This is a genomic window from Burkholderia sp. IT-111MI5 (assembly GCF_949752865.1).
In the GTDB taxonomy this organism is placed as follows: domain Bacteria; phylum Pseudomonadota; class Gammaproteobacteria; order Burkholderiales; family Burkholderiaceae; genus Burkholderia; species Burkholderia pyrrocinia_C.
In genome coordinates, this window is the sequence record NZ_CATKIF010000002.1 from 125,055 (window position 1) to 138,872 (window position 13,818).

Consider the following 13,818-nt stretch of genomic DNA (forward strand, 5'->3'; position numbering starts at 1 on the left):
CGCCGTGCGCGCTGCTTCGGGTTGTTTCAGGTGAACAAAACGTCTCAAGGAGTTTCCTGTGCAAGACAATAACGTGCTGGTCACCGACCATCGCTATGCGCACACCGCGCGTTTCTGGCGCGAAAGCCTTTCCCTGGTCGCAGGCAGCTACCGGATCGCAGCGCACGCGCCGGGACAGCAGCCGGCTCGCCTGCTGTCCCGCACGGTGCCGCTCACGCCCGCGTCGCTCGACCTGTTGCGGCGCATCGGCGACGGCGAGCTTGCCGAATTCGCCGTCACGGCCGCGGGCATTGCGTTCCTGCTGTGGAAATACTTCCGGATTCCGGTCACGGTGCTCGGAACGCCGGGGCTTGCCGAGCATCCGCCGGCCCGGGCCGCCACCGTTCCGCTGATCATCGAGGTACGTCCCGACGAGCGCATCGACGACTACCTGTCGCGCGTGGCCGGGATCGTGGAAGACAGCTACGCCGAGCCCCATTTCCCGCTGGAAACGCTCGTGCGCAACGAAAAGGACATGGATCTCGCGCAGCTCACGAAAGTCGCGCTGGTGGACGATCGGGTGCACCACGCGCCGACCGGTCGGGACGACGACCTGCAGCTGCACCTGCGGCTCGCGCGCGGCGAAATCGAGCTCCGTTTTACCGGCGCCATCGAGCCTTTCGTCATCGACGGTTTCGCGAGCAGCCTCGGCGCGGTGCTGGAGGCATTCGAACACCTCGACAAGCCCGTCGGCGACATCGAGTCGAGCCCGCCGGAAGCGCGCCGGCTGCTGGCCGCCTTCAACGAAACCGCGGCGGCCGGGCCCGGCCATCTCACGGTCGTCGACATGTTCGAAGCGCAGGTCGCCCGCACGCCGGCGGCGCCGGCCCTGGTCACCGACAGTTCGCTGATGACCTACGCCGACCTGAACGCCCGCGCCAACAGCCTCGCGCATCAATTGCGCGACCGCTACGGCGTCGGGCCGGAATCGCTGGTCGGCGTCATGCTCGACCGTTCCGAATGGATGATCGTCGCGATTCTCGGCATATTGAAGGCGGGGGCGGCGTTCGTTCCGCTGGACCCGGCGTATCCGGCCGAACGGATCAATCACATCCTCGGCGACACCGGCCTGTCGCTGCTGGTGACCCAATCGAGTCAACTGGCGCAGTGGTATGAATTCTCCGGCGCGACGCTGCTGCTGGATCAGGAACTGCCCGGCTGGACGCCGCTGCCGGACAATCCGCCGCGCCGCGCCGAGCCGTCGCAGCTGGCCTACGTGATCTACACGTCCGGCTCGACCGGGCGACCGAAAGGCTGCCTGCTCGAACACCGGAACCTGGCCCACTACATTGCCTGGGCCGCCGGGTATTACTTTCCGGAAAGCACGACCGGCAGCTTCGGCCTGTACAGCTCGCTTTGCTTCGATTTCACGCTCACCAACATCTTCTGCCCGCTGGTGCGCGGCAAGACGCTGCGCATCTATCCGCAGTCGGAAAGCATCGACACCATCCTGGCCCGGATGTTCCAGCCCGGCAGCGGCGTCGACACCCTCAAGCTCACGCCCACCCACATTCACCTGCTGGAATACATGAACCTGGCACGCTCCGGCGTGCGCAAGGTGATCGTCGGCGGCGAGGAACTGACGCCCCAGCACATCGCCACGCTGCGGAAGATCGATCCCGCGATCGAAATCTACAACGAGTACGGTCCCACCGAGGCGACGGTCGGCTGTATCGTCGAGCGCGTCGAGGACGCGCCGTCCACGGTGCTGATCGGCCGGCCCATCGCCAACACCCGGGTGTACATGCTCGACGACGCCCTGCGGCCGGTTCCGATCGGCGTGCCGGGGGAAATCTGCATCGCCGGCGACGGCCTCGCGCGCGGCTACCACCAGCGGCCGGACGTCACCGCCGCGAAATTCGTCGAGCATCCCTTTCCCGGCGAAGCGCGCGTCTATCGCACCGGCGACATCGGCCGCTGGTTGCCCGACGGGCGGATCCAGTGTTACGGACGCGTCGACGACCAGGTCAAGATCCGCGGGCACCGTGTCGAACTGGGCGAGATCGAGGCCGCGCTCACCGCGCATGAGGATGTCGTCGGCGCAGCGGTCATGCTGCGCGAAACCGCCCAGGGGGTGCGCAAGCTGGCGGCCTACGTCAAGGGTTCCGCGAGCTTGAGCGTTGCGGACTTGCGGGCCTTCCTGGCCAGGAAACTGCCGGACTACATGGTCCCGTCCGACATTTTCCCAATCGCCGAATTTCCGCTCAACGCCAACGGCAAGCTGGATCGCCCGGCGCTCCTGGCCATGGAGCCTGCCGCCGCGCCGGAGGCCGCGAGTCTCGACGCAACGCCGATCCAGCTCGAGCTGGTGCGCATCTGGCGCGAAGTGCTCGACAATCCGGCCGTCGATCTCACCGGCCGCTTCTTCGACTACGGCGGGGATTCGCTGCAGGCCATGCAGATCGTCTCGCGGATCTGGGGCAGTTTCTCCGTCGAGATCGGCATCGACGCCATCTTCGAACTCCAGACCATCGGCGCGGTGTCCGACCTGATCGAAGCATCGTCGCCCCGGACCGGTTCGATGGCCGGCAACATCCAGCCCCGCTCGCGCGCGAACGACCTGCCGCTGTCCTTTCCGCAGCAGCGCCTGTGGTTCCTCGCGCAACTGGAAGGTCCGTCGGCGACCTACAACATCTCGAGCGCGCTGCGTTTCGACGGCGACCTGGACATCCCGCGCCTGCGCGCCGCCGTGTCCGAAATCAGCCGGCGTCACGAGATCCTGCGCACCACGTTTCCCGCGGTCGACGGCCGCGGGGTTCAACGCATCGCCCCACCGGCACCGGTCGCGCTCGACGTGATCGACGTCGACACCGAGTCCGACACGCTCGCGCTGCTCGCCGAGGAAGCCGACCGCCCATTCGATCTCGCCACCGGCCCGCTCTATCGTGTCGTGCTGTATCGCGTGCACGCGCGCCTGCATGTCTTCGGCATCACGATGCATCACATCATTTCGGATGCGTGGTCGTCGGGCATCCTCATCGGCGAACTGGCCGCGCTCTATGCCGGCCGGTCACTGCCGGAACTGGCCGTCCAGTACGCGGACTACGCCGGCTGGCAGCATGAACGCCTGGCATCCGCCGACACGCATCGGGAACTGGCGCTCGTCAGCGCGGCGCTGGCGGACGCGCCGGACCTGCTGGAACTGCCCACCGACCGCCCCCGCCCCGCGATCCAGCGTTTCCGCGGCGCGGTTCTGCCGTTCCAGCTGAACGGCGAGCGCTCCGACGGCCTGCGCGCGATCGCGCGCGCGTCCGGCACCAGCACGTACATGGTCGTGCTCGCCGCGTATGCGCTGCTCCTTTCGCGGTACAGCAACCAGCAAGACCTCGTCATCGGCTCCCCGATCGCCAATCGGCGTTCCAGCATGACCGAGCCGCTGATCGGCTTCTTCGCGAACATGCTCGCGCTGCGCGTGGATCTGTCGGGCAATCCGACCTTCGGCGAACTGCTGGCGCGCGTGAAGCGCGTCGCGCTGGACGGCTATAGTCGCCAGGAAATTCCGTTCGAGCAGGTGGTGGACTCGCTCAAGCTCGACCGCAACCTGAGCCGCACGCCCGTGTTCCAGGCCGTGTTCGCGTATGAGAAAGCGCAGCCCGATGCGCTGAACTTTCCCGGTCTCACGGCCACGCCGGTGTCGGTGGAGACCCACACCGCCAAGTTCGACCTCACGCTGCATATCCAGGATGCCGAGCACGGCCTCGCGGGCTCGCTGGAATACAACCTGGACCTGTTCGACGCCGACACGATCGATCGCATGGCGGAACACTTCCGCACGCTCGTCGATGCCGTGGTCGCCGATCCGGACCAGCCGCTCGGCGAGCTTTCGTTGTCGAGCGATGCGGAGCGGGATCTGCTGACCGTCGAATGGAATCGGACCGAAACGGATTTCGGCGCCGACGCCACGCAACCGCTGCATCGGCTGTTCGAGCAACAGGTCGAGCGCACGCCCGACGCCGTCGCCGCCGTCTGCGACGACGCCTCGCTCACCTACGCAGAACTCAACCTGCGCGCCAATCGCCTCGCCCACCGGCTCATCGAGCTCGGTGTCGCTCCCGATGCTCTCGTCGGCGTCGCGATGGAGCGCTCGCTCGACATGATCGTCGCGCTGCTCGCGATCCTCAAGGCCGGCGGCGCCTACGTCCCCGTCGATCCCGACTACCCCGCCGAGCGCGTGCGTTTCATGATCGACAACGCGCAGTTGCGCTGGCTCCTCACCCAGCAGCATCTGCTTGCCGCGCTGCCCGACACCGATGCCCGCGTGATCGTCGTCGATCGCGACACGCTCGAGCTCGACGCCGCGCCCGCGTCCAACCCCGCGCCTGCGCTCAGCGGCGACAACCTCGCCTACATGATCTACACCTCCGGCTCGACCGGCAGGCCCAAGGGCGCGCTCAACACCCATCGCGCAATCACCAACCGCATCCTGTGGATGCAGCATGCCTACACGCTCGGCGCCGACGAGTCCGTGCTGCAGAAAACCCCGTTCAGCTTCGACGTCTCTGTCTGGGAATTCTTCTGGCCGCTCATCGTCGGTGCGCGCCTCGTGTTCGCCCGACCCGGCGGCCAGCGCGACACCGACTATCTGGTCGAACTCATCGAGCGCGAACGGATCACCACGATCCATTTCGTGCCGTCGATGCTGCGCGCCTTTCTCGACCATCCGGACCTCGATGCACACTGCGCGTCGCTGCGCCGCGTCGTATGCAGCGGCGAGGCCCTGCCCTATGACCTCCAGCAGCGTTTCTTCGCGCGTCTGGACGCCAAGCTGTACAACCTCTACGGTCCCACCGAGGCTGCCGTCGACGTGACCGCTTGGGAGTGCCGGTGCGACGACCCGCACCGCGGCGTGCCGATCGGCCGGCCTATCGCCAACACCCGCCTCTACATCGTCGACGCGCAGCTGCAACCCGTGCCGGTCGGCGTGGCGGGCGAGCTGCTGATCGGCGGCACGCCGGTCGGCCGCGGCTACCACGGCGAACCCGAGCTGAGCGCCGGGAAGTTCATCGCCGATCCGTTCTCCACCGACCCGCATGCACGCCTCTACCGCACCGGCGATCTCGCGCGCTACCGGCCCGACGGCAACGTCGAGTTCCTCGGCCGCATCGACCATCAGATCAAGCTGCGCGGCCTGCGCATCGAACCCGGTGAAATCGAGGCCGCGCTGCGCGAACATCCGTCGGTCGACGACTGTGTCGTGATCGCGAAAACCGACGGAGCCCGAACGTTCCTCATCGCCTATGTCGCGACCGCATCGCCGGACATCGCCGATCTTCGCGGCCATCTGAGCGGCAAGCTGGCGGACTACATGGTGCCGTCGAGGTTCGTCGCGCTCGAATCCTTGCCGACGCTGCCCAACGGCAAGATCAACCGCAAGGCGCTGCCCGTCCCGGCGGACACGGTCGACGCGGCCCGGTTGCACGCGCCTGCCGTCACACCCAGGGAAGTCCTGCTGGCGTCTATCTGGCAAGACGTGCTGCAACTGCAATCCGTCGGCATCCACGACAATTTCTTCGAACTTGGAGGCGACTCCATCCTGAGCATCCAGGTGATCTCGCGCGCCAATCAGGCGGGACTTCGCGTGACGGCGAAACAGCTGTTCCAGTATCAGACGATCGCCCAGCTGGCCGCCGCGCCTGAAGAACGGGCGGCGCATGCGCCGAGCGTCAGCCCGCTGGGCGATGCGCCGCTCACACCGGTCCAGCACTGGTTCTTCGAACAGGAGATCGATGCGCCGTCGCACTACAATCAGACGGTCCTGATTCAGGTGCCGTCGGATATCGACGCGTCGAAGCTCGACGACGCGTTCCGACAAGTCTACGAACATCACGATGCGTTGCGCCTGCGCTTCTCGCGCAGCGCCGGCGGCTGGACGCAAGAGGTCGTCGCCGGTGGCGAGATGCCGGCGCTCTTCGCGAAGCAAGCGATCGCGGGCGACGCCGGCGAGCGCATCGCAGCCATGCGCGCTGCCGCTGCGCAAGCGGAACGCGGCATCGACATCACGCATGGCCCGTTGCTGGCGGCCCGGCTGTTCTGCTTTGCCGGCGAGCCGCTCGCCCGCCTGTTCGTGTCGATTCATCACCTTGCGGTGGACGGCGTGTCATGGCGCGTGCTGCTCGAGGACCTGCATGCCGCCTACCACGGCCAGCCATTGTCAGAGAAGACGACTTCGTTCCGCGAATGGGCCTTGCATCTGCAGCAACTGGCCCGGTCGCCTGCCATCGGCGCCGAAGCCCCGCTGTGGCAAGCCCTCCTCTCGCAGGACGTCGAGCCCATGCCGGTCGATTATCCGGCCGCGGGCGCGGCCCACAACGCGGTCGGCGACGCGGCATCCGTTTCATTCGAGCTGGACGAAGCCGAAACCGCGGCGTTGCTGCGCCGGCTGCCACGGGCCTACGACACCCGCATCAACAACGTCCTGCTCGTCGCGCTCGCGCAAGCATGCAGCATGGTCACGGGCAACGCCCGCACCCGGATCGATGTCGAAAGTCACGGCCGCCACGTCTCCGATGCGCCGATCGACGTCGGCAGGACGGTGGGCTGGTTCACCTCCATCTATCCGATCGTCCTCGAGGTCGACGCGATGCAGACGCCGCAGGAAGCGCTGCGCGACGCGCAGCAGCAGTTGCGCCGGATTCCGGCCGAAGGCCTCGGTTATTCGCTGCTCCGCTACCTGGGCCCCGACGCCGCCGTGCGCGACAGCCTCGCCGCGCTGCCGAATGCCGACATCCTCTTCAACTATCACGGCCAGCTCGATACCGTGCTGCAGCAATCCGACGGCTGGAGCCCGGCTGCCGAAGACCTCGGTTCGCTGCGCTCCGAGCGGTCCCTGCGCACGCATGCGTTCGAGATCGTCGCCGCCGTTTCCGACGGCAAACTTCAGGTGGACTGGCGCTACGGCGAGCGTCTCCACCAGCGGCAGACGGTCGAAAACCTGGCCGCGCACTTCAAGGACCGGTTGCTCGACTTCGCGGCGTCGGTTCCCGACACCGCGTGGGACAACCTCGAAGACAGCTACCCGCTCTCGTCCCTGCAGCAGGGCATCCTGTTCCATTCGCTGTACGAACTGGATCCCGTCGCGTATTTCCAGCAGTTCAGCTTCGTCGTCAACGGCCCGCTCCAGGTGCCGGCGCTCCGGCAAGCCTGGGCCAATGCGCTCGCGCGCCATGCCGTGCTGCGTACCGCGTTCGCGTGGGCCAATCGCGATCATCCGGTCCAGACCGTCCGGCACACGGTCGATCTGCCGTGGACGTTCCTCGACTGGCGACACCGCGATGCATCCCGCCGCGCGCAGGACTTCGATGCATTCCTCGCCGACGACCGGCGGCGCGGCTTCGACTTGCAGCGGGCGCCGTTGTTCCGCTGCACGCTGATTCAGGAAACGGAGACACGCCATCGGTTCTGCTGGAGCGCGCACCACATCATTCTCGACGGCTGGAGCACCGCCACCCTGATGAAGGAAGTGTTCGACGACTACCTGTCGCTCGCCCGCACCGGCATGCCCGCGCTCGCCGCGTCGGCGCCGGGATACCGCAGGTACATCGACTGGCTCGCGCGCCATCCTCGTTCGGCCGACGAAACCTGGTGGCGCGCCGAACTGGCCGGGTTCCATGCCGCCACGCCGATCGTGGCCCATCCGGCCGGGCAGATCTCCGGCGATGCCGCACGGCAGGACAAACGCAGGACCCAGCAATTCCTGCTGGACGAGGCGCTGACCGCTCGGCTGCAAACGCTCATGCGAACCCATCGCCTCACCCTCAACGTCCTGATCCGCGCGGTCTGGGCATTGGTGCTGCGGCGCCGCGCCGGGACCGACGACGTCGTCTTCGGCGTCACCGTGTCCGGTCGCCCGCCGCAGCTCGACGGCGTCGAGTCGATCGTGGGCCTGTTCATCAACACGCTGCCGTTTCGCGTGCGCATCGCGCCGGAACGCCCGTTCGTCGAATGGCTGGCGACGGTTCACGCAGCCCAGACGGCGATGGAGCCGCATTCGTACAGTTCGCTGGTCGATATCCAGTCGTGGAGCGAACTGCCTGCCCGCGACAGCCTGTTCGACAGCCTGCTGGTGTTCGAGAACTTCCCGGTTGCCGCCGCCCCCGCTCTCGGGCCCGACGACATCGAGATCCTCGACACCCGCGCGTTCGCGGAAGCGCATTACCCGCTGACCCTGACCGTACACCCGGATACGCGCCTCGGCTTCCATATCACGCACGATGCGCACCGCGTCGCCCCCGAGGTGGTCCGGCAGATGCTGGACATCATCCGCGCGTTGCTGGAACGATTCGCCGACGACCCGGCCCAGCTGACCGGCCAGCTCGCCGATGCGCCGATGCCGGCCGCCGGCGGCCAGCCGGGCGCGCCGCGCGGCGCGTCCGCCTCCGACGTCGAACCTGCGGCCGGTGCGGCCACGGCGGCCCGCACCGGCGTGCCGACGGCGGACGAAAGCACGTTGCTGGAGATCTGGCAGCGGATCTTCAAAAGAAACGACATCACGGTCAGCGACAATTATTTCGACCTCGGCGGACACTCGATCATCGCGATCCAGCTGATGGCCAATGTCGAAAAGGCGTTCGATCGCCGGCTGCCCATTTCGTGCCTGTTCGAGAATCCGACCGTCGAGAAACTGGCGGCGGCCTTGGCCAGAAAAGCGCCGGCCGCCCCCGCCGGCGGACTCGTGCCGATCCGGGACGGCGGTCCCGCCGCGCCGCTTTTCCTGCTTCCGGGCGCCGGCGGGAACGTGGTCTACTTCCACCCGCTCGCGAACCGCCTGACCGAAGCTCACGCGGTGCACGGCCTGGAAGCGCTCGGCCTCGACGGCTCCTGCCTGCCGCTCACCCGCGTCGAAGACATCGCGGCCCGTCATATCGAATGCATCTGGCCGCTGGTGGGCGCGGGTCCGTACTACCTGGCGGGCCACTCGTTCGGTGCGCAGGTGGCGCTCGAAATGAGCCGGCAACTCGTCGCCAAGGGCGCCGTCGTCGAACTGCTGGCGATCTTCGACGCTTCCGCGCCCATCGACAGCTCGGCCGCAGCCTACTGGCAAGACTGGGACGACACCGAATGGCTGGTCGCGATCGCCCACGAAATCGGCACCTTCCTCGGGACCGACCTTCAGGTGACGCGAGCAGACCTCGCCCCGCTCGACCCCGACGGCCAGGCCGGCCTGATCCTCGACAGAATCGGCAACCGCGGCAACTGGTTTGCGGATGCCGGAGCCGACCGCCTGCGCGCCTATCTGCGCGTCTATCAGGCCAACTTCAAATCGCGCTACGCGCCGCAAGCCACCCCGCTTCCCGTGCCGATCGCGTTGTTCCGCAGCACCGAGCGGGATCCCGGCGACTACGATCCGTCGCCCGAGATAGCGCAGCTCCGCCTCGACCCGAGCTGGGGGTGGTCCCGCTTCTCGGCGCTGCCCGTCGAGGTGATGGACGTACCCGGCGACCACCTGACCATGCTGCTCGACCCGCACGTCGCCGTCCTCGCTACCCGCGTCAATCAGTTCCTGGAAAAAAAACACTCATGAAATCAGCACCGACGATCGACAACGCTTTCGCCCGCAAGGTCTGCATCAATCTGGACCGGCGCCCCGACCGCTGGGAAGCGATGCAAAGAAAATTCGCCGAGCAGAACATCCTCACGGTGGAACGACTGCCCGCCGTCGATGCAAGGCTGGTGACCGTGCCGGAATCCCTGAGCCATATGCGTGCGCAGGACTACGGCTGCACGATGAGCCATCTAGCCGCGGTGAAACAGGCCAAGGCCGCGGGCGCGAGCGAAGTCCTGATCTTCGAGGACGACGCCTTCTTCGACCCCGACTTCGCCGCGCGCTTTCCCGAGTTCATCGCGCAAGTGCCGAACGACTGGCACATGCTGTTTCTGGGCGCCTATCACTTCACGCCGCCCATTCCCGTCGCGCCGAACATCGTCAAGGCCGTGGAGACGCTCACCGCGCATGCCTACGTCGTCAGGGACTCGCTTTACGACGCATTCATCGCGATCAACGAAAACCCGCCGGCGATCAACGACCGCAACAACCTCGTGCTGCAGCAGAAGTTCAATTGCTACTGCTTCGAACCCAATCTGGTCGGACAGGAGTCCGGTTACTCCGACATCATGGACGAAGTCATGCCGGAAAAGCCGCTGACCTATTCCCTTCCGATTCCGGATGGCTGGTAACGCCTGCGGCCGGCGCTCGCTGCGATCCCCTGCGGTCCCTATCTCAACAGGCCATTGACGCTCATGAAAACCATCACCGTTGACCTCGAAGCGGAGTTCGTCAAGTCCGCGCTCGATTCGCTTCACCGGGACTGCAAGCTCGGCGAGGCAATTTCGCTGGCTTATGGGAAATGCGAATCGATCGACGACGTGATCGATCTGATTTTTCCGTTGATCACGAAGACACGGCGGGTCGATTACATCTTGATGTACAGCATAGAAAGGAATCCCCGCACGCTCCTGCAGTTTCTTCGACTGATCGAAGCGCGGTTGACACGGAACGACAGCTGGACGGTCGCGTCGGTCGAGGCTGCGTTGCGTGGCGTGGCCGATGCATCGGGCCTCGGCTGGGAACGTGCGCAGCGCTTGCTGAAGTGCTGCATCCTGTTTTCCGACTCGCCGCTGGAAATCGTGGAAAGCATCGCGTTCCTGGGCAAGCACGAAACCTCGTCGAGATTGAGATCAGCGGCAAGAAACGTCGAACTCAGCCACCTGATCAACTGAGCAATATTGGCGACTCATGGATTCCACTCAAAGTAAATCGCCGCCGTGGCATTCGGCCGCCACCCTGATGTGGCGCAGTCATCCCTGGTTGACCCTGGGCACGGTCCTTACGGGCCTCGTCAGCGGCATTGCGTCGATCGTGGGCGTCGGATTGATCAGCAGGGTGCTGCATGACCAGAACGACCGACAGACGCTGCTGATGATATTCATTGCGGTGAACGTCATCGCAGTTGTCTGCAGGAGCAGCGCTGCCGTGATGCCCTCCTATGCCTGCATGAAAGTCATGACGAGGTTGCGCGTCAACCTGTGCAAAAGGATCCTGGCGACCCCACTGGACGAAATCGACCGGCGCGGCGCCCCGAATATCCTGACCATGCTGACGCAGGACATTCCGCAGTTGAGCCAGACCCTGCTCACCATACCGACGATCATCGTTCAGTCCGTCGTCCTGGTATGCAGCATCGTCTATCTCGCCTATCTGTCGTGGATCGTTTTCGCTTCGACGATCACCCTGACAATCGTCGGCCTGGCGCTTTATCTGTTTTTCTATCGAAGGGCGGTCAATTTCACGGAAAGAGTTCGCGATGAATTCGTCCAGTTCAATGAATATACCCATGGCCTCGTGTTCGGCATCAAGGAACTCAAGCTCAACAGGGCCAGACGACGCTGGTTTACCAGGGCTGCGATCGAATTATCATCGAAGCGCGTGGCAGGATTCAATTACATAGAACGCTTCTGGTTCATGAGCGGCGACACCATTGGCCAGATCACGGTAGCGGTCCTGCTCGGATTCTTGCTGTTCGGCGTACCTTCGTTCGGCGTCGTGGACCCGTCCGTGCTTACGGCGAGCATTCTGGCCGTGCTCTACATGATGGGGCCGTTGACCATGCTGATCAGTATTCTGCCGATCGTGGCCGAAGGCAAAACCGCGCTCGCCCGGCTGGCGGAATTCGGTTTTTTGATCGATGACGGGGAGGATTCACGCAAGGAAACGCCCCATCCGCGCACCAGGGAATCCTCGGCGAATTCATGGCAATTCATTGAGCTGAAAGATGTGAAGATGAACTACCGCGACAATGATTCGTCGGTCGATTTCGTGCTCGGCCCCATCAATATGACGATTCATGCCGGAGAGCTCGTCTATGTCATCGGTGGAAACGGCAGCGGCAAAAGCACGTTGGGCAAAGTACTCAGCGGCCTCTACGTGCCTACCGAAGGCCACATCGCCCTCGATGGAAAAGTCGTTGACGACGCTGCCAGGGAACGGTACCGCAATCTGTTTTCCGCCGTATTTACCGATTTCCATTTGTTCAACCGCATCATCGGGCCGGACCGCGAAAATTCGAGCATCGAGCTTGCCCGCAAATATCTTGAAACCCTGAAACTGGCCGACAAAGTAGAGATCAATGGCAAGGACTACTCGACAACCAGAGCCCTATCGACAGGGCAACGCAAGCGACTGGCGCTGCTTTGCGCCTACATCGAGGATCGCCCGATTTACATCCTGGACGAATGGGCTGCCGATCAGGATCCGGTCTTCAAGAGATTTTTCTATGAAGTGCTGGTTCCCGATCTGAAATCCCGCGGGAAATGCGTCATTATCATTACCCACGACGATCAGTACTTCAAGCTCGCAGATCGGGTCATTCGCCTGGATAGCGGCCGCATCTTCTCCGATACGGCCATGTGTGCCGTCCAAGCCGAAGCCGCAGGATGAGCAGCGATCCGGATGCGGTGCGCGCGTTGCAGCTCCGCGCAGATCCGATCCGCCACACCGTCCCACGATCGAATGAAACCGCGACCGCACGTGGGACGAGTCGAAATCGAACCACGCGAGCGACTGCTCGACCATCACACCCTTCGGTTTACCGGTCGAACCGGACGTGTAGATCGCGCAGGCGAGATCGTCAACGCGCGACGCCGGTTCGACGTAGCCGTAGCCGTCGGTGGCCGGCGATGCGTCGCCTGTCCCGGCTATCCGTTACAGACGCGTTCGCCGCCGGGTGTTTAAATCATGTCGGCAACCATGCGCGCAAGCGCAGCTTCAACGTCTCATCAGGAATCCGTTCATGGAGTTCAGCAGATTGTTCGCACACGTCGGCGAAGCGATCTCAAGCAGCGGGAGCCGACGCTTTCCCCGAGTGATGTACAGCCTGATCTCTGCGGCCGTCCCCGTCGACGAGATCCGCATTTCGGAGCTCGCGGTCGACGCGACGCCTGACGGCGATCTCCAGGTGCGCAGCCTCGGCGCGGTCGGCGCGGCGCTCGCGAAGGCCGGCCCGGCAGCCGCCTGTTACGGGCCGCAGATGCCGCCGCGCCCGGGCGCGAGCCGCCTGCACGTCGATGACACGCTCGCCGGCCACGGCCCGACCCACGCGCTGCTCCATCGCTTCGCCCTCATGCAGGCTGCGATCGTGCCGCTGCGTTGCGCGCAATTCCACCTCTTGACCCGCAAGCGGGGCCACTATTACCTGATCTCGCTGTATCGAACGAACACGTTCGACGACTTCTCGCCGCGGGAGCAGACCGTCCTCAAGGAACTCTCGCACGTGCTGTTTCCGATCGTCGAGACCCATGTCGCGGCGCTCGATTCGGCTCCGCCGCCCGCCCACGCGGCCGCCGCGCCGCCGGCGACGCAATCGGGCCGGGAGCGCGTGGCGCGGCGGTTCGCCGACCGTCTGCGGCAAGCCGGCGTCAAGCTGTCGACGCGCGAGATCGAGGCATGCACGGCGCTGCTGGCCGGCGACACGGTGCCCGCCATCGCCGTGCGTTTCGCGCTGCGCGAAAGCACCGTCGAGACCTACCTGAAGCGGGCGGCCGTCAAGCTCGGCTTCGGCGGGCGCCATGGTCTCACGCGCTGGATGCTCGACGAGGCCGCAGGGGCCGCGAGCGAGGCCGCGACTGGAGCACGCCGACACGGCACGAGAAGCGTGCGGCGCGACCGCGCATCGCCGTACATCATCGGCACCTGAAGCGTCGGCATCCGAAGGCTGGCGGTCCGAAAGCGCGTGCTGGCACCGCGGCGCGCAAGGAACTGCAGCCTGCGCGACGCTGACGCGGGCT

At 65.3% G+C, this 13,818-nt stretch carries 5 protein-coding genes and 1 pseudogene; 5 read left to right on the plus strand and 1 reads right to left on the minus strand.

Annotation, left to right across the window (positions count from 1 at the left end; all coding sequences use genetic code 11):
- Positions 1 to 58 precede the first annotated feature (58 nt).
- The 4 genes from ACM6JT_RS01550 to ACM6JT_RS01565 all read left to right on the plus strand — a co-directional run bounded on the left by ACM6JT_RS01550 (position 59) and on the right by ACM6JT_RS01565 (position 12,472).
- Entirely contained in the window at positions 59 to 9,559 is a 9,501-nt protein-coding gene (locus tag ACM6JT_RS01550; protein ID WP_414855868.1) for an amino acid adenylation domain-containing protein, read from the plus strand.
- Positions 9,556 to 10,212, plus strand: coding sequence for a glycosyltransferase family 25 protein (locus tag ACM6JT_RS01555; RefSeq protein ID WP_407972840.1), 657 nt, complete (start codon positions 9,556 to 9,558; stop codon positions 10,210 to 10,212). The genes ACM6JT_RS01550 and ACM6JT_RS01555 overlap by 4 nt, the downstream gene beginning before the upstream one ends.
- Before the next feature lie 63 nt (positions 10,213 to 10,275).
- The gene (locus ACM6JT_RS01560) at positions 10,276 to 10,755 is read left to right on the plus strand and encodes a hypothetical protein (protein WP_414855869.1); all 480 of its coding nucleotides are present in this window, start codon (positions 10,276 to 10,278) and stop codon (positions 10,753 to 10,755) included.
- A gap of 16 nt (positions 10,756 to 10,771) precedes the next feature.
- Complete coding sequence (locus ACM6JT_RS01565) at positions 10,772 to 12,472, plus strand: cyclic peptide export ABC transporter (RefSeq protein ID WP_414855870.1); 1,701 nt, start codon at positions 10,772 to 10,774, stop codon at positions 12,470 to 12,472.
- Positions 12,473 to 12,607: 135 nt separating this feature from the next.
- On the opposite strand, the pseudogene ACM6JT_RS01570 reads toward ACM6JT_RS01565, so the two are convergent.
- A pseudogene (locus tag ACM6JT_RS01570) lies at positions 12,608 to 12,733 on the minus strand (AMP-binding protein); the annotation flags it as partial.
- Between ACM6JT_RS01570 and ACM6JT_RS01575 the strand changes: the two are divergent.
- The gene (locus tag ACM6JT_RS01575) at positions 12,702 to 13,727 is read left to right on the plus strand and encodes a helix-turn-helix transcriptional regulator (RefSeq protein WP_414855871.1); all 1,026 of its coding nucleotides are present in this window, start codon (positions 12,702 to 12,704) and stop codon (positions 13,725 to 13,727) included. The pseudogene ACM6JT_RS01570 and the gene ACM6JT_RS01575 overlap by 32 nt on opposite strands.
- Positions 13,728 to 13,818 lie beyond the last annotated feature (91 nt).